General features: G+C 56.7%; 12 protein-coding genes, 1 tRNA gene and 1 pseudogene. 7 read left to right on the forward strand and 7 right to left on the reverse strand.

What is annotated here, in order from left to right; genetic code table 11:
- Positions 1–75 precede the first annotated feature (75 nt).
- From AC1RKG_RS20370 to lptF, 4 genes and pseudogenes are all read right to left on the reverse strand, one after another.
- Positions 76–477 (reverse strand): annotated as a pseudogene (locus tag AC1RKG_RS20370) (integrase arm-type DNA-binding domain-containing protein); the annotation flags it as partial.
- A gap of 200 nt (positions 478–677) precedes the next feature.
- Positions 678–762: transfer RNA gene (locus AC1RKG_RS20375), tRNA-Leu, on the reverse strand.
- 436 nt (positions 763–1,198) lie between these two features.
- Positions 1,199–2,269 (reverse strand): LPS export ABC transporter permease LptG, encoded by a 1,071-nt coding sequence (gene lptG / locus AC1RKG_RS20380; protein ID WP_020825022.1) that lies wholly within the window; start codon positions 2,267–2,269, stop codon positions 1,199–1,201.
- A complete protein-coding gene (gene lptF / locus AC1RKG_RS20385) occupies positions 2,269–3,363 on the reverse strand; it encodes an LPS export ABC transporter permease LptF (protein ID WP_020825021.1) in 1,095 nt (364 codons plus the stop codon). Before lptF ends, lptG begins: the two co-directional genes overlap by 1 nt.
- Positions 3,364–3,643: 280 nt before the next feature.
- On the opposite strand from lptF, the gene pepA reads away from it, so the two are divergent.
- The 4 genes from pepA to AC1RKG_RS20405 all read left to right on the forward strand — a co-directional run bounded on the left by pepA (position 3,644) and on the right by AC1RKG_RS20405 (position 9,536).
- A complete protein-coding gene (gene pepA / locus AC1RKG_RS20390) occupies positions 3,644–5,155 on the forward strand; it encodes a leucyl aminopeptidase (protein ID WP_020825020.1) in 1,512 nt (503 codons plus the stop codon).
- A 209-nt stretch (positions 5,156–5,364) separates the two neighbouring features.
- On the forward strand, positions 5,365–5,814 hold the full coding sequence (locus AC1RKG_RS20395) for a DNA polymerase III subunit chi (protein WP_012005017.1): 450 nt from the start codon (positions 5,365–5,367) through the stop codon (positions 5,812–5,814).
- Positions 5,815–5,827: 13 nt separating this feature from the next.
- The gene (locus tag AC1RKG_RS20400) at positions 5,828–8,704 is read left to right on the forward strand and encodes a valine--tRNA ligase (RefSeq protein WP_493183646.1); all 2,877 of its coding nucleotides are present in this window, start codon (positions 5,828–5,830) and stop codon (positions 8,702–8,704) included.
- A 328-nt stretch (positions 8,705–9,032) separates the two neighbouring features.
- Complete coding sequence (locus AC1RKG_RS20405) at positions 9,033–9,536, forward strand: GNAT family N-acetyltransferase (RefSeq protein ID WP_041414155.1); 504 nt, start codon at positions 9,033–9,035, stop codon at positions 9,534–9,536.
- Positions 9,537–9,583: 47 nt separating this feature from the next.
- On the opposite strand, the gene AC1RKG_RS20410 is transcribed toward AC1RKG_RS20405, so the two are convergent.
- The gene (locus AC1RKG_RS20410) at positions 9,584–10,573 is read right to left on the reverse strand and encodes an acyltransferase family protein (protein ID WP_493183647.1); all 990 of its coding nucleotides are present in this window, start codon (positions 10,571–10,573) and stop codon (positions 9,584–9,586) included.
- A 352-nt stretch (positions 10,574–10,925) separates the two neighbouring features.
- Here AC1RKG_RS20410 and AC1RKG_RS20415 point away from each other — a divergent pair, with 352 nt between their 5' ends.
- The gene (locus AC1RKG_RS20415) at positions 10,926–12,533 is read left to right on the forward strand and encodes a GMC family oxidoreductase (protein ID WP_493183648.1); all 1,608 of its coding nucleotides are present in this window, start codon (positions 10,926–10,928) and stop codon (positions 12,531–12,533) included.
- Positions 12,534–12,557: 24 nt separating this feature from the next.
- Here the strand turns inward: AC1RKG_RS20415 and miaE are convergent, their stop codons facing one another.
- Together miaE and rraB are read right to left on the reverse strand one after the other, a co-directional pair.
- Positions 12,558–13,322 (reverse strand): tRNA isopentenyl-2-thiomethyl-A-37 hydroxylase MiaE, encoded by a 765-nt coding sequence (gene miaE, locus AC1RKG_RS20420; RefSeq protein WP_020825015.1) that lies wholly within the window; start codon positions 13,320–13,322, stop codon positions 12,558–12,560.
- Positions 13,323–13,421: 99 nt separating this feature from the next.
- Positions 13,422–13,850 carry a ribonuclease E inhibitor RraB gene (gene rraB, locus AC1RKG_RS20425; RefSeq protein ID WP_020825014.1) on the reverse strand — a complete coding sequence of 143 codons (429 nt, stop codon included), beginning with the start codon at positions 13,848–13,850 and terminating at the stop codon, positions 13,422–13,424.
- 163 nt (positions 13,851–14,013) lie between these two features.
- Here rraB and argF point away from each other — a divergent pair, with 163 nt between their 5' ends.
- Both argF and AC1RKG_RS20435 read left to right on the forward strand, forming a co-directional pair.
- Entirely contained in the window at positions 14,014–15,033 is a 1,020-nt protein-coding gene (gene argF, locus AC1RKG_RS20430; protein WP_493183649.1) for an ornithine carbamoyltransferase, read from the forward strand.
- 201 nt (positions 15,034–15,234) lie between these two features.
- Positions 15,235–16,803 carry an ABC transporter substrate-binding protein gene (locus AC1RKG_RS20435; protein ID WP_116691371.1) on the forward strand — a complete coding sequence of 523 codons (1,569 nt, stop codon included), beginning with the start codon at positions 15,235–15,237 and terminating at the stop codon, positions 16,801–16,803.
- Positions 16,804–16,970: the final 167 nt, after the last annotated feature.

Raw genomic sequence — 16,970 nt, forward strand, 5'->3', positions numbered from 1 at the left:
TGCGTTTAACATACTGGTTCATCACATTTTCCTCTGTGCGTGAGTAAAATGTGTCAACGCTATTCAGGACGGGTCACCGATTGCCGGGAAGATATTGTCCTCCAGGCTCTTTTTTACGCGATTAGCATGATCTTCTGACCATTTTTGGTTAGCCGCAAGCCACTCTCTGGCAACCTTCTCGAAAGTAATAATCTCTTTCGCCTGCTCTTCTTTTAAAGCACGCTTATGCTCACGAGGATCAATGCCAGCAGCAACCAGCTTTCTGGCCTCTTCTCTCTTTTGTCTGGCATTAGCTAACGAGATTTCAGGATAGACGCCAAACGCCATCAAATGCTGTTTACCGCCAAAACGGAAACGAAATCGCCAATACTTTGAGCCGTTAGGTTTTACAAGTAAGGACATGCCGTCGCCGTCAACAAGTGAATACTCTTTCTCCTCAGGTTTCGCAGAACGAACTTTAGTATCCGTTAGGGCCATAATGGTCCTCCTTCCATTGGTATTTCGTGAGTATACAAGCAATATCGAATCGGCAAATATACTCATTAGTATACTCACAAGCTTGTTGATGTAGGTTGAGTTAGGTTGACTTTAGTTGAGGGGAAAAGCGGGTAAAGCCTTGTGTGGCGCGAATTTCGGGCATAAAAAAAGACGTCGATTGACGTCTATTTATATACTTTTGGTGCCGAAGGCCGGACTCGAACCGGCACGTATCTCTACGGTTGATTTTGAATCAACTGCGTCTACCGATTTCGCCACTTCGGCACTGCAAGTAGTATGCGGAAAACGGGTGCATTATACCTTTCAGCGATCCACGTGCAACACTTATCCGTTGTTCAATGAGTTAAGTGCTGAAAAAATCGTCGCCGGGGTCACGTTGGCTCGTTTTTTGGGCAAAGTAAGGCGTGTCGATTGGGGATAACGGCGGCAAACGGCACGGGCGCAGCATACGGCGCCCCTACGGATGACATCGGGATAACTGTGGCAAACGGCAAGGGCGCAGCATGCGGCGCCCCTACGGAAGACATCGGGGATAACTGTGGCAAACGGCACGGGCGCGGCGTGCGGCGCCCCTACGGAAGACATCGGTGATAACGTGCGCCTGTGCGTAGTAATATCATCAGTAGCGCGCTGCAGAGCACCCAGAAACAAAAAAGGCGTAACCGCATGGCTACGCCTTTTTAAATCGTCTGTCGTGCCGCTACTTGCGTTTTAGCAGCATATACACGCTGATCAGCAGGAACAGCATGCTTGGCAGCAACGCGCCCAGTACCGGCGGCATGTTGTACACCAGGCTCAGCGGGCCGAATATCTGGTCCAGCACGTAGAACAGGAAACCGAAGCTGATACCGGTCACCACACGCACGCCCATCGGCACACTGCGCAGCGGCCCGAAGATGAACGACAGCGCCATCAGCATCATCACCGCGACGGAAAGCGGCGAGAACACTTTGCTCCACATGTTCAGCTGGTAGCGGTTGGCTTCCTGGCCGCTTTGTTTCAGGTACTTCACGTAGTTGTGCAGGCCGCTGATCGAAAGCGAGGTTGGGTCCAGCGCTACCACGCCCAGTTTGTCCGGGGTCAGGTTGGTTTTCCATTCGCCTGTCAGCGTCTGGGTACCGGTCACCTGCTTTTCATTGGTCAGGTCAGAGGTATCCACCTGCGAAAGCTTCCACACGCCGTCTTCAAAGCTGGCGGTGGCGGCATAGCGCACCGTCTCCAGCCTGCGCTGGTCGTTGAAGTGGTAGATGTTGACGCCGGAAAGCTCTTTCTCGCCCGCCACGCGCTCGATGTAGATGAAGTCGTTGCCGTCCTTCGCCCACAGGCCGTTTTTGGTGGAAAGCAGCGAGCCGCCGTACATCTGCTGCGCACGGTAGTTGCGCGCCATCTGGTCGCCCTGCGGTGCCACCCACTCGCCAATCGCCATGGTCAACAGCACCAGCGGGATAGCGGTTTTCATCACCGAGCCGGCGATCTGCATGCGGGTAAAACCGGAAGCCTGCATCACCACCAGTTCACTGCGCGTCGCCAGTTGCCCCAGCCCGAGCAGTGCGCCCAGCAGTGCGGCCATCGGGAAGAAGATCTCGATGTCTTTCGGTACGCTCAGCAGGGTAAACATCCCGGCGCTCAGCGCCGTGTACTCGCCCTGGCCCACTTTACGCAGCTGGTCGACGAACTTGATGATGCCGGAAAGCGACACCAGCATGAACAACGTCATGATGATGGTGTTGAAAATCGTCTTACCGATATATCGGTCTAAAACGCCAAACATCAGGCCGCTCCTCTCAGGCGTGCGCGCAGCTTACGCATCGGCACCGTATCCCACAGGTTTAGCGCCAGCGCGATCGCAAAGTACGCCGCGTTGACCACCCAAAGCCATATCATCGGGTCCAGTTTGCCCTTGCCGCCGTTGGAACGCAGCGACGTCTGCAGCAGGAAGAAAATCAAATACAGCAGGATGGCCGGCAGCATGCTCAGCACGCGGCCCTGGCGTGGGTTGACCACGCTGAGCGGTACCACCAACAGCGCCATGATCACCACGGAAAGCACCAGCGTCAGGCGCCAGTGGAACTCGGCGCGCGCGTCCGGGTCGTCAGACTCCAGCAGCGTCTGCATCGACATCTGCTCGGCCTGGTTGCCGTCCACGGCGACCGTGCGGTGACCGACCACGGCTTTGTAGTCGTTGAAATCGGTAATGCGGAAGTCACGCAGCAGCGCGGTGCCTTCGAAGCGGGTGCCCTTGTCCAGCGTCACCACCTGCGAACCGTCTTTCATCTGGTTGATCTGGCCATGCTCAGCCACCACCACGGATGGGCGTTGGTTGCCGTTCGGCCGCAGTTGTGCCAGGAACACGTCGTTGAAGGTGCTGCCTTTTACGTTGCCGATAAACAGCACCGCGTTGCCGTCTTGCGAAGGTTTGAACTGCCCTTCCGCCAGCCCGGCGATGCTGGGGTTGGCTTTGGCTTCACTGATCACCACGTCCTGATAGCGCGAGGCCATGGGCCCGGCCCAGAACACGTTGACCGCCGCCACGGCGGAGGTGATCAGCGCCAGCACCATCGCGGCGATAATCAGGGTGCGCTTACCCAGCCCGCAGGCATGCATCACGGTGATTTCGCTGTCGGTATACAGCCGCCCAAGCGTCATCAATAAGCCGAGAAACAGGCTTAACGGCAGGATTAGCTGCGCCATCTTCGGCACACCCAATGCGAGCAATGAAAGGACTAAATTTGTCGGGACATCGCCGTCCACCGCATCGCCTAACACCTTGACCAGGTTCTGACAAAAGAAGATCAGAAGCAGGATGAAAAGGATCGCGATTTGGCTCTTTAGCGTTTCCCGTACCAGATATCTTATGATGATCACGCTTATTACGCCTGTGAAAACTTGTCTTTTTGCAGGAAAATCGATAGTTTCATCGCTAATCCGCCATTTATTCTCATCATATGGCAACCAACACAGCTAAAATAGTATTACAACATCTAGCATTTGGGTGTCCTATAGGAACTTACTTATAGTCGCCAAAACAGAGCAATTTACGCCGTTCAGGTTAACATAGTTAGTTAACTCAATGGCGGGAGATCGTTACGGAGTACGTTATTCTAGCCGTAGCGCCTGCCTTTGTCTTTAAGATTCAGGAGAGTGCATGGAGTTCAGTGTAAAAAGCGGTAGCCCGGAAAAACAGCGCAGTGCCTGTATTGTAGTCGGCGTTTTCGAACCGCGCCGCTTGTCCCCTATCGCAGAACAACTCGACAAAATCAGTGATGGTTATATCAGCGCTTTGCTGCGCCGTGGCGAACTGGAAGGTAAAGTCGGGCAGACGTTACTGCTGCACCATGTGCCTAACATTCTCTCCGAACGCATCCTGTTGATTGGCTGTGGCAAAGAGCGCGAGCTCGATGAACGCCAGTACAAACAGGTGATTCAAAAAACCATCAATACCCTTAACGATACCGGCTCCATGGAAGCGGTCTGCTTCCTGACCGAGCTGCACGTGAAAGGCCGCAACACTTACTGGAAGGTGCGCCAGGCGGTGGAAACCGCAAAAGAAACGCTCTACACCTTCGATCAGCTGAAAAGCAATAAAGTGGAGCCGCGCCGTCCGCTGCGCAAAATGGTGTTCAATGTGCCGACCCGCCGTGAGCTCACCAGCGGCGAACGCGCTATCCAGCACGGTCTGGCCGTCTCTTCCGGTATCAAGGCAGCGAAAGATCTCGGCAATATGCCGCCGAACATCTGTAACGCCGGCTACCTGGCCTCTCAGGCTCGTCAACTGGCGGATGCCTTCAGCACCAACATCACCACCCGCGTCATCGGCGAACAGCAGATGAAAGAGCTGGGGATGAACGCCTATCTGGCGGTTGGCGCAGGGTCGCAGAACGAATCGCTGATGTCGGTGATGGAATATAAAGGCAACCCGAACCCGGACGCCAAGCCGATTGTGCTGGTGGGTAAAGGGCTGACCTTCGACTCCGGCGGTATCTCGATCAAACCTGCCGACAGCATGGACGAGATGAAGTACGACATGTGTGGCGCCGCCACCGTGTACGGCGTGATGCGCGTGGTGGCGGAATTGAACCTGCCGCTGAACGTGATCGGCGTACTGGCCGGCTGTGAAAACATGCCGGGCGGCAGCGCTTATCGTCCGGGTGACGTGCTGACCACCATGTCCGGCCAGACCGTCGAGGTGTTGAACACCGACGCCGAAGGCCGCCTGGTGCTGTGCGACACCCTGACCTACGTTGAGCGTTTCGATCCGGAGCTGGTGATTGACGTTGCCACCCTGACCGGCGCCTGCGTGATCGCGCTGGGCCACCACATCACCGGCCTGATGTCGAACCACAACCCGCTGGCACACGAACTGATCGGCGCGTCCGAACAGGCCGGTGACCGCGCGTGGCGCTTGCCGATGTCCGACGAGTACTATGAGCAGCTGGACTCCAATTTTGCCGATATGGCAAACATTGGCGGCCGTCCGGGCGGGGCTATCACCGCAGCCTGCTTCCTGTCGCGCTTTACCCGCAAGTACAGCTGGGCGCACCTGGATATCGCCGGCACCGCCTGGCGTTCCGGCAAAGCCAAAGGCGCAACCGGTCGTCCGGTAGCGATGCTGGCGCAGTTCCTGCTCAATCGCGCGGGGCTGAACGGCGACGATTAAATCTGAGCGGTAATTCAGGTATAATCCCCAAGGGTACAGCATGCTGTACCCTTGTGTTTTTAGTAATGCTGCACAATTTTATAAACCCAATAGCTTTCGAGTTGCAGCAAGGCGGCAACCGAGAGAATCCCCAGGAGCTTACACGGGTAAGTGACTGGGGTGAGGGAGGGCAGCCAACACGGCTGCAGCTTGAAAGATGAAGGGGTTATATGAAACAGGCTACGTTCTATTTAATTGAACATGCGGAACCGGCAGGTGCGCTCAGCGCGCATGAGGCCGTGGCCTGCGCCGTTGCCGCCGAACGCTGGCGCTCCGGCAAGCGGGTGTTGATCGCCTGCGAAAGCCAGGAACAGGCCCAGCGGCTGGACGAAGCGCTGTGGCAGCGCGATCCGCACCAGTTCGTGCCGCACAACCTGGCCGGCGAAGGGCCGCACTACGGTGCCCCGGTCGAGCTGTGCTGGCCCGGCAAACGCGGCAACTCACCGCGCGATCTGCTGATCGCCCTGCTGCCGCAGTTTGCAGATTTTGCTACTGCTTTCCATGAAGTGGTAGACTTCGTCCCTTACGAAGACACCTTAAAACAGTTGGCGCGCGACCGATATAAAGCCTATCGCAGCGTCGGCTTCCATTTGACCACGGCAACGCCGCCAACTCACTGAACAACGATATAAAATGGAAAAGACAAACAGTCATCTCGATACCGCATACGACCCGAAAGAGATCGAACAGAAGCTGTACGATCACTGGGAAAACCAGGGTTATTTCAAGCCAAACGGTGATACCAGCCAGGAAAGCTTCTGCATCATGATCCCGCCGCCGAACGTTACCGGCAGCCTGCACATGGGTCACGCCTTCCAGCAGACCATCATGGACACCATGATCCGTTACCAGCGCATGCAGGGTAAAAACACCCTGTGGCAGGCCGGTACCGACCATGCCGGTATCGCCACCCAGATGGTGGTTGAGCGCAAGATCGCCGCAGAAGAAAACAAAACTCGCCATGACTATGGCCGCGACGCGTTCATCGACAAAATCTGGCAGTGGAAAGCGGAATCCGGCGGCACCATCACCCGCCAGATGCGTCGCCTGGGCAACTCCGTGGACTGGGAGCGCGAGCGCTTCACCATGGACGAAGGCCTGTCCAACGCGGTTCGCGAAGTGTTTGTCCGTCTGCACAAAGAAGATCTGATCTACCGCGGCAAACGCCTGGTGAACTGGGATCCGAAACTGCGCACCGCCATCTCCGACCTGGAAGTGGAAAACCGCGAGTCCAAAGGCTCCATGTGGCACCTGCGCTACCCGCTGGCTGACGGCGCCAAAACCGCCGAAGGCAAAGATTACCTGGTGGTCGCCACCACCCGTCCGGAAACCGTGCTCGGTGATACCGGCGTGGCGGTAAACCCGGAAGACCCGCGCTACAAAGATTTGATCGGCAAAGAAATCGTTCTGCCGCTGGTGGGTCGTCGCATCCGCATCGTCGGTGACGAGCACGCCGATATGGAAAAAGGCACCGGCTGCGTGAAAATCACCCCGGCGCACGACTTTAACGACTACGAAGTCGGTAAACGTCACGGCCTGCCGATGATCAACATCCTGACTTTCGACGGCGATATCCGCCAGGAAGCGGAAGTGTTCAACACCCTCGGCGAAATCTGCACCGATTACTGCAACGAAATCCCGGCCCAGTTCCGTGGCCTGGAGCGTTTCGCGGCGCGTAAAGCGGTGGTTGCCGCCTTTGACGAATTGGGCCTGCTCGATGAGATCAAACCGCACGACCTGACGGTGCCTTACGGCGACCGCGGCGGCGTGGTGATCGAACCCATGCTGACCGACCAATGGTACGTACGTACCGCACCGCTGGCGAAAGTGGCGGTGGAAGCGGTTGAGCAAGGCGAAATTCAGTTCGTGCCGAAGCAGTACGAAAACATGTACTTCAGCTGGATGCGCGACATTCAGGACTGGTGTATCTCTCGTCAGCTGTGGTGGGGTCACCGTATCCCGGCCTGGTACGACGTGAACGGCAAAGTCTACGTGGGCCGCAGCGAAGAAGAAGTACGCAGCGAAAACAACCTGGGCGCCGACGTGGTGCTGACTCAGGACGAAGACGTGCTGGACACCTGGTTCTCTTCCGGCCTGTGGACCTTCTCTACCCTGGGCTGGCCAGAGCAGACCGACGCGCTGAAAACCTTCCACCCGACCAGCGTGATGGTCAGCGGCTTCGACATCATCTTCTTCTGGATTGCGCGCATGATCATGCTGACCATGCACTTCATGAAGGACGAAAACGGCAAGCCGCAGGTTCCGTTCAAGACGGTCTACATGACCGGTCTGATCCGCGACGACGAAGGGCAGAAGATGTCCAAGTCGAAAGGCAACGTGATCGACCCGCTGGACATGGTTGACGGCATCTCGCTGGAAGACCTGCTGGAAAAACGCACCGGCAACATGATGCAGCCGCAGCTGGCGGAGAAAATCCGCAAGCGCACCGAGAAGCAGTTCCCGAACGGCATCGAGCCGCACGGCACCGACGCCCTGCGCTTCACCCTGGCGGCGCTGGCCTCTACCGGCCGTGACATCAACTGGGACATGAAGCGCCTGGAAGGCTACCGCAACTTCTGTAACAAGCTGTGGAACGCCAGCCGCTTCGTGCTGATGAACGCGGAAGGTCAGGACTGCGGCTTCAACGGCGGCGAGAAAGTGCTGTCGCTGGCGGACCGCTGGATCCTGGCCGAATTCAACCGTACGGTGAAGGCTTACCGCGAAGCGCTGGACACCTATCGCTTCGATCTGGCCGCCAACATCCTGTACGAATTCACCTGGAACCAGTTCTGTGACTGGTACCTGGAGCTGACCAAGCCGGTCGTAAGCAACGGCAGCGAAGCGGAACAGCGCGGCACCCGCCACACGCTGATCACCGTGCTGGAAGCCCTGCTGCGCCTGGCGCACCCGGTGATCCCGTTCATTACCGAAACCATCTGGCAGCGCGTGAAAACCCTGACCGGCGAAACCGCAGACACCATCATGCTGCAACCCTTCCCAGAGTACGACGCCGCGTTGGAAGACGCGCAGGCGCTGAACGATCTGGAATGGATCAAGCAGGCGATCACCGCGGTGCGTAACATCCGCGCCGAGATGAATATCGCTCCGAGCAAACAGCTGGAAGTGCTGCTGCGCAACTGCAGTGCCGACGCTCAGCGTCGCGTGCAGGAGAACCAGGGCTTTATCGAGCGTCTGGCGCGTCTGGAGTCTATCGCCCTGCTGCCTGCGGGTGACAAAGGCCCGGTATCGGTCACCAAACTGGTGGATGGCGCCGAGCTGCTGATCCCTATGGCCGGCTTTATCGATAAAGACGCCGAAATCGCGCGTCTGTCGAAAGAGATGGGCAAGCTGGATGCAGAAATCGCCTCGATCGAAGGCAAGCTGGCCAACGAAGGCTTTGTAGCGCGCGCGCCGGAAGCCGTGGTCGCCAAAGAGCGCGAACGTCTGGCAGCCTGCAAAGAAGGTAAAGTGAAGCTGCAGGAACAGCAGGCGACCATCGCCGCGCTGTAATCTTACGGTTCACTGCAACAGTTGAAAAACAGCGGGGATTTCCCCGCTGTTTTTTTATCGCCGTTGCATCAGCCATATAAATACCCAATAGATTTCGAGATGCAGGAAGGCGGCAAGTGAGCGAAGCCCCAGGAGCTTACATAAGTAAGTGACTGGGGTAAGAAAACGCAGCCAACACATCTGCAGCTTGAAAGATGAAGGGTATAGATGTTATTACAAGATATTAAAGCTGCATGGACGCCGCCGAGATATAACCCCGGCGCGTTTTTGTCCGCACAAAAAACGATATTCCGGAGCCCTTCGGGTTCTTTTTATGGCGAGTGTAACTATGACAACAGCAACCCCAGTACGTCTTCTGGTGCGCCCAATAACGGCTGACGACAATGCCGCTATTGCTAATGTCATTCGCGAAGTCTCTGCCGAGCACGGCCTGACGGCGGACAAAGGCTATACCGTTTCCGACCCCAATCTGGACGTCTTGTATCAGCTCTACAGCCTGCCACGCAGCGCTTATTGGGTGATAGAAGTCGATGGTCGGATTGCCGGCGGCGGCGGCGTGGCTCCGCTGCAGGGCGGTGACGACGATATTTGCGAATTACAGAAAATGTATTTCCTGCCGATTTTGCGCGGCCAGGGCCTGGCAAAACGCCTGGCGCTGCAGGCACTGGAGTTTGCCCGTCAACAGGGCTTCCGCTGTTGTTATTTGGAAACCACCGCCAGCCTGACGCAGGCCATCGGTCTGTACGAGCATCTGGGCTTCGAACATATCGACCACGCCATGGGCACCACCGGCCACGTCGACTGCGAAGTCACCATGCTGAAAACGCTTTAATCTTGCTGCTGCGCCCGGGGTCATCACGGGCACAGCATTCAGCCTCCCTACGCCGTTACCCTGCCCTTGAGCGCCAGCTCAATCCGGCTCAGCACCAGGCTGGTCAGATAGGACACCACAATCAGCAGCAGCAGGATCAGCGGCGTATAGCGCGGCGCAAAAATCAGCTTTTGAGTGAAGTAATAGCAGTAGAAGCTGTGGGTCAGCCACATGTACATCGAATGCTTGCCCAGCTCGCCCACCGCCCGATTCACCGTGCTGCCCAGCCCGTCTGCGGTTTTCATCATCGCGATGATAAACAGCGGCGTCACCAGCAGCAGCCCCGGATTATGGGCGACGATAAACACCGCCACCGTCACCATCAGCAAGATCAGCGGATGGGTGCGGCTCAGGGTAACAATCAGCTTCGACACCCAGAAGTCCGCCGGCATTTGCTTGCTGCGGCCAAACACCATGCCCAAGCCGAAAGGCAGTAGCCAGGTGCAATATTCGATCAAGATTTCAGGCGCCCAGGCGAAATACTGTAGCCCTCTGCCGCACAGCGCCGCCAGAACCAGCAGCCCCAGCAGAGGGTAGATATTCAGCCGCGACAACAGCGGCAGAGAAAGCACGTACAGCACATAGAGTTTGAAGAACCACCACTCGCTGTTATACGTGGATTTAATGCCAATCAGGTTTTCGAGAAACAGCGGCAGGGAAAGGCTATACCTTTCTCCGGGAAAGAAGAAAATGCCGATAGGGACAAAGATAAATAACACTATCCAATAGCTGATATATAAATTCTTCAGCTTTCCCCAAATATAGTGAAACGACACTTCTTTTTTCAGCGAAAACCCGTAACCGGACAGAAACAGAAACATCGAAACGCAAATCTTGCCGAACAGACCAAGATACATTTCAAGATCAACGCTGTTAACAATATGATAGACCGGGATATCCGGGCTAATTCGGATCGGGTAGGCAAACAGGTGATGGATCAGCATCAATATGATGGCAATCCCTTTTAAATAATTAGATTTATTAATCGAAATGTCCATATTTCTTAATATCTTATCCAACCACAGAGTGGCTCATCATATAGCAGCATTTTTGTGCTGACATCCTCTTTCCCGCTCGGATAAATCTCATATTTAATATTCCGTTTAGAAACAATGCGCCGGATATTTATCACCGCGTATTTTTCGCTCCGGCATCGTCACTGCCACGCAAACCACAAAAAATATTAATATGAACATTTTATTTTTTATATATTTAAATCAATTAGTTGATAAAAATTAAAAACAATTTATGTGACATTCATTAACAAATTAACGATTTGAAATTGACCTACCGCCCGCTTGCGATACTCTGCCATGACAGGCTCATGCCGTAATCGCACAGGGAGCAGTCATGTCGGAAAACGCTTTTGATTACATCATTGTCGGCGCAGGTTCCGCCGGCTGCGTACTGGCAGCGCAGTTGATCCGCCGCACTCAGGCGCGGGTGTTACTGCTGGAAGCCGGTGGCGACGACAATAATTTATTCATCAAGATGCCGGCCGGCGTGGCGAAAATCATCGCCAAAAAAAGCTGGCCCTACGAAACCGAACCCGAGCCGCACGCCAACAACCGCCGCATGCAGATCGCCCAGGGCAAGGTGTTGGGCGGCAGCAGCTCGGTCAACGGCATGATCTATATTCGTGGCCAGCGGCAGGATTACGACGAGTGGGCCGAACGTTACGGCTGCGTCGGCTGGGGGTATCAGGACGTGCTGCCCTATTTCAAACGTGCCGAGGCCAACGAGAGCCTGTCCGACGCTTATCACGGCAGTGAGGGTCTGCTGCCGGTCAGCGAGAACCGCTACCGACACCCGCTCAGCATGGCGTTTATCCGCGCCGGCCAAGAGCTGGACCTGCCCTACCGCAACGATTTCAACGGCGACAGCCAGCACGGCGTCGGCTTCTACCAGACCACCACCCATAACGGCGAGCGCGCCAGCACTGCACGCACCTACCTGAAAGCGGTGCGCAACGACCAACGCCTGGTGGTGAAACTGAATGCGCTGGTGCACCGCGTGGTATTGGACAACAACGTCGCCACCGGCGTGGTGTATAGCCAAAACGGCGGTGCCGAAGTCACCGCGCATGCGGCAAAGGAAGTGATCCTCAGCGCCGGCGCGGTAGGATCGCCGAAGATCCTGATGCTGTCAGGCATTGGGCCACGCGCACATCTGCAACAGTTGGGCATAACCCCGCTCGCCGATCTGCCGGTGGGCAAGAACTTCCACGATCACCTGCATATGTCGATCAACGTCAGCACCCGACAACCGATCAGCCTGTACGGTGCCGATCGCGGGCTGCAGGCGCTACGCCACGGCACCGAATGGCTGGCGTTTCGCAGCGGCGTGCTGAGCTCCAACGTACTGGAAGGTGCCGCCTTCACCGACAGCCAGGGTGACGGCCGGCCCGACGTGCAAATCCACTTCCTGCCGATGCTCGACAGCTGGGACGACGTGCCCGGCGAACCGCTGCCCAATATCCACGGTTTCACGCTCAAGGTCGGTTATCTGCAGCCCAAGGCGCGAGGGGAAGTCCTGCTGCGCAGCCGCGATCCGCGCGATCCGGTGAAGCTGCACGCCAATTACCTCGGCCATCCGGAGGATCTGGCCGGCAGCGTGCGCGCGGTGAAATTCGGCCTGCGCTTCCTGCAAACCGCGGCCCTCAAGCCGCTGATCAAAGATCTGCTGATGCCGCAGCCGGCGTGGTTGAACGATGACGCCCAGTTGGAGGAGTTTGTGCGCAACTTCTGCAAGACGGTGTATCACCCGGTAGGCAGTTGCCGCATGGGCCAATCGCCGCAGGACTCGGTGACCGATCTGCAACTGCGGGTGCACGGTTTTGAGCGACTGCGGGTGATCGACTGCTCGGTGATGCCGCAGGTCACCAGCGGCAATACCAATGCGCCGACCATTATGCTGGCGGAAAAAGCGGTGGATTTGCTGCTGGGCGCACCGGCGTAACTGAGTTGCGCGGGCGCCCGGCTATCAGGCGAAGGCGGGCACGCCGCTGTGGAAGCGGAACTCGCTGTCCGGCGTTTGGATAAGCTCTGCTTCAATGCGGCCGAAATAGGCCACCCGCTCACTGATGTCGCCACCGGCTATCTGTTCGGCAAGCTGCAGATAATCCTGATAGTGGCGCGCTTCGGAGCGCAGCAGCGAAACGTAGAAACGGTTTAACTCGTCGTCCAGATGCGGTGCCAACCGGGCAAAACGCTCGCAGGAGCGGGCTTCGATATAGGCACCGCAAATCAGCTTATCAATCAACGTGGCCGGATCGTGGGTGCGGATCTCGCGGATCATGCCTTTGGCATAGCGGCTGGCGGTGATCTTCTTATACGGGATCTGCCGCGCCAGCATGATCTCCAGCACCTGCGAGAAATGATGCAGCTCTTCTTTGATCAGCAGCACCATCTTGTCCGCCAGATCCTGGCCGTAGGCCGAGCCGTTCTTAGGCAAGATCTTGCGGGTGAAATTGTTTTGCTGGAACAAGGCTTCCGGCACGCCCTGCGCTTCATGCAGAAACGCTTCATAAGGCCTTAGCAGCGCCAACAAGGCATCGCCGCTCTCCTTGTCTGCCACGTAACGGCGGATTAGCCACATGCCGGTTTGCGCCGCTTTCAGCTCGCACACCATATGGTCGGTCAGCAACAGCGGCAGGTTTTCCGGACGACGGGCGGCGTCGATCCAGGCGTCTGGGGTTTCGCAATGCAGGAAGTTTAAAATGGGGGCTAACAGGGATTGGTATTTCATCTGCTTCAACTGCCCTATGCATTTCAAGTTACAGCTAGCGCTGCGGCTTGAAAAACGGCGGGATAGGCGGGGCCGGCGAGCGCCGGCCCACAAGATTAATTAATGGCGTTTACCGTCGTCGTCTTCGTCGATGAAGTCACCTTCTTCTTCGTCGTCGTCACCTTCTTCGCCGTTCGGATCTTCAAAGTAGGTGCCCCAACCGTCGTAGTTGACGCCGCAACGTGCCGCCAACGCCACCAGTTGCTCTACCTGAGTGTCGATCAGCTCGGCGTTGAGACCGATTTCGCTGATCACGTCACAGCACATCACCAGGGTACCGTCTTCCACTTCCAGCTCTTCGGCGTCGGTCACTTCGTAGCCCAACTTGAAGGCTTCAACGGCGGCCTGCTCCAGCACTTCAAACTTCTCAGCAGAAAGGTGGTGTTCGATAGTGTAGAGCGCTTCCGGATCGCTGCCGTCTTCCAGCAGTTCTTCGATGATCAGGCGGGTCTCTTCACGTTGTTCTTCTAGCTGTTCGCGGTTTGCCATGCCTATATCCTCAAGTCAAATGGCCTGTATTCCTTCTATTTTCACACACCGTCGGCATTGCTTCCACGATAAACGTGAAAGATTTCTTCCACGGGGTTGAAATTGAATATTCATACATATAAAGTGAATTTTAATTCAATAACAACAATCAGGATACACGGCAATGAGTAGCATAAACCCGTTCTACAAACGTCACTTCCTAAGGTTAATGGATTTCACCCCGGCGGAGCTTCAGGCGCTGCTGCAGCTTTCGGCCGAGTTAAAGCAGGCCAAGCGGAAAGGCCAGGAAAAACACCACCTGCAGGACAAAAACATTGCGCTCATCTTCGAAAAAGACTCGACCCGTACCCGATGCTCTTTCGAAGTTGCCGCTTTCGATCAGGGTGCTCAGGTCACCTATCTGGGCCCAAGCGGCAGCCAGATCGGCCATAAAGAATCGATGAAAGACACCGCCCGGGTGCTGGGCCGGATGTATGACGGTATTCAATACCGCGGTTATGGTCAGGCGCTGGTGGAAACCCTGGCCAACCATGCCGGCGTACCAGTGTGGAACGGGTTGACCAACGAGTTCCATCCGACCCAGTTGCTGGCGGATCTGCTGACCGTACAGGAGCACCTACCGGGCAAGCCGCTGAGCGAGGTGAAGCTCGCCTACCTTGGCGACACCCGCAACAACATGGGCAACACCCTGCTGGAAGCTGCCGCCCTGGCGGGCATGGACCTGCGGCTGGTGGCGCCGAAGGCCTGCTGGCCACAGCCGGAGCTGGTGGCAGAGTGCCAGACATTGGCAAAACTGACCGGCGCCAAGATCACCCTGACCGAAGACATTGCCGAAGGGGTGAAGGACGCGGACTTTCTGTATACCGACGTGTGGGTATCGATGGGCGAGCCGAAAGAAACCTGGCAGGAGCGTATCGCGCTGCTGAAGCCTTATCAGGTCAATATGGCGATGGTGAAACTGACCGGTAACCCGAACGTCAAATTCCTGCACTGCCTGCCGGCGTTTCACGACGACCAGACCACGCTCGGTAAGCAAATGGCCGAACAATACGGGCTGCACGGCGGCATGGAAGTCACCGATGAGGTGTTCGAATCTGCACACAGCGTGGTGTTCGATCAGGCAGAGAACCGCCTGCACACCATCAAGGCGGTGATGGTCGCCACCCTGAGCGAAACGTTTTAATCTGCATTGCCGGGGCGCAGTGATCCAGCACGCTGCGTCCTCCCCCGCCTTTTCCGTCTAATATATTTTAAGCATATCAAATAGCCGATTGGCCTTTGTCAGCCGCCGACAAAGACTCTACCGTGGCATTCTGGCGGCGAAAACGCCGTGAAAACAAACGATAACAATAATTTCTTGCCGTACATTCAAGGGAAAACATCGATGAAAGCCAAAGTCCTGCCGCTGTTAATACTTGCCGCCCTGTCCTCATCCGCGCTGGCCGCCACCCCGCCCAATACGCTGGTGGTCGTGCAATCGCTCGACGATATCGTCAGCCTGGATCCGGCGGAGGCCAACGAGCTGTCGAGTATCCAGACCGTCCCAAGCCTGTATCAGCGGCTGGTGCAGGCGGACCGCGACGATCCGGCGAAAGTGGAACCGGTGCTGGCGGAAAGCTGGCAGGGCAACGCCGCGGCCAAAACCCTGACCATCAAACTGCGTCCGCAGGCGACCTTCGCCTCCGGCAACCCGCTGACTGCCGATGACGTGATCTTTTCCTTTAGCCGCGCGGTGAAGATGAACAAGTCACCGGCGTTTATCCTCAACGTTCTCGGCTGGCAGCCGGACAACATCGACGCACAGCTGAAAAAAATCGACGACCACAGCCTGCAACTGAGCTGGACGGCGAACGTCAGTCCTGCGGTGGCGCTGAATATTCTCTCCACGCCGATCGCCTCGATCGTCGACAGCAAGGCGGTGCAGCCTAACGCCAAAGACGGCGACTACGGCAATGCCTGGCTGAAAATGCACTCCGCCGGCAGCGGGCCGTTTAAAATGCGCGTCTATCAACCGCATCAGGCGATTGTGCTGGATGCCAACCCGACGTCGCCGGGCAGCAAGCCACTGCTGAAAAGCATCATCATTAAAAGCGTGCCGGACTCCGCCACTCGCCGCCTGTTGATCCAGCAAGGTGACGCAGATGTGGCGCGCGAACTCGGCCCGGACCAAACCGTGGCGCTGAAAAATCAACCGGGCGTGAAGGTGCTGGAAATCCCCTCTGCCGAGCAGAATTACCTGGTGTTCAACACCGGCAATACCGCCAATCCGCTGTTGAAAAACCCGGCGTTCTGGGAAGCGGCGCGCTATCTGATCGACTATCAGGGCATCACTAAAGACCTGCTGAAGGGCCAGTATTTTGTGCACCAGAGCTTCCTGCCGGTCGGCTTGCCGGGCGCGCTGAAAGACAATCCGTTCAGTTTCGATCCGGCAAAAGCCAAGGCCATTCTGGCCAAGGCCGGTATCACCAATGCCTCGCTGACGCTGGACGTCGAGAACAAACCGCCGTTTATTACTATTGCTCAGGCGTTGCAGGCCAGCTTTGCCGAAGGTGGCGTGAAGGTGGAACTGTTGCCGGCCGCCGGCAGCCAGGTTTATTCGCGGGTACGCGCCCGACAGCATCAGGCGGCGATCCGTCTGTGGATCCCGGACTATTTCGACGCCCACTCCAACGCCAGCGCCTTCGCCTATAACGACGGCAAGACCAGCACGGTCGCAGGCCTCAACGGCTGGCAGATCCCACAGTTGAACCAGCAAACGCTGGCGGCGGTGGCCGAAGCCGATCCCGCCAAGCGCAGCGCGCTGTACACTGCCATGCAGCAAGAACTGCAACGCAGTTCGCCGTATGTCTTTATCGATCAGGCGAAAACCGAAGTGGTGCTGCGCGATAACGTCAAAGGTTATCAGCAGGGTCTGAACGCCGACATGGTCTACTACGATCGCGTCAGTAAATAACCGACTCGCGCCACGGAGCTCCACCGCCTGGTGAAATGATGATTAAGGGAAATTTTCCCCCTAAGGCCACTGGCAAAGTGCTCCAAAGTTTCGTAGTAAGGGCGCTGCATGCTGCGCCCTATCGCATAATCAATCGGTTAAATCGGGTCGAACATGTTCGACCCCTA

The organism is Serratia sp. GW822-FHT06D09 (assembly GCF_058799515.1).

What these genes read in the sequence shown, in the direction of transcription:
- lptG (WP_020825022.1), bottom strand. Translation starts at nt 2,269, where the DNA reads ATGTTTGGCGTTTTAGACCGATATATCGGTAAGACGATTTTCAACACC.
- pepA (WP_020825020.1), top strand. Translation starts at nt 3,644, where the DNA reads ATGGAGTTCAGTGTAAAAAGCGGTAGCCCGGAAAAACAGCGCAGTGCC.
- AC1RKG_RS20395 (WP_012005017.1), top strand. Translation starts at nt 5,365, where the DNA reads ATGAAACAGGCTACGTTCTATTTAATTGAACATGCGGAACCGGCAGGT.
- AC1RKG_RS20400 (WP_493183646.1), top strand. Translation starts at nt 5,828, where the DNA reads ATGGAAAAGACAAACAGTCATCTCGATACCGCATACGACCCGAAAGAG.
- AC1RKG_RS20405 (WP_041414155.1), top strand. Translation starts at nt 9,033, where the DNA reads ATGACAACAGCAACCCCAGTACGTCTTCTGGTGCGCCCAATAACGGCT.
- AC1RKG_RS20410 (WP_493183647.1), bottom strand. Translation starts at nt 10,573, where the DNA reads ATGGACATTTCGATTAATAAATCTAATTATTTAAAAGGGATTGCCATC.
- AC1RKG_RS20415 (WP_493183648.1), top strand. Translation starts at nt 10,926, where the DNA reads ATGTCGGAAAACGCTTTTGATTACATCATTGTCGGCGCAGGTTCCGCC.
- miaE (WP_020825015.1), bottom strand. Translation starts at nt 13,322, where the DNA reads ATGAAATACCAATCCCTGTTAGCCCCCATTTTAAACTTCCTGCATTGC.
- rraB (WP_020825014.1), bottom strand. Translation starts at nt 13,850, where the DNA reads ATGGCAAACCGCGAACAGCTAGAAGAACAACGTGAAGAGACCCGCCTG.
- argF (WP_493183649.1), top strand. Translation starts at nt 14,014, where the DNA reads ATGAGTAGCATAAACCCGTTCTACAAACGTCACTTCCTAAGGTTAATG.
- AC1RKG_RS20435 (WP_116691371.1), top strand. Translation starts at nt 15,235, where the DNA reads ATGAAAGCCAAAGTCCTGCCGCTGTTAATACTTGCCGCCCTGTCCTCA.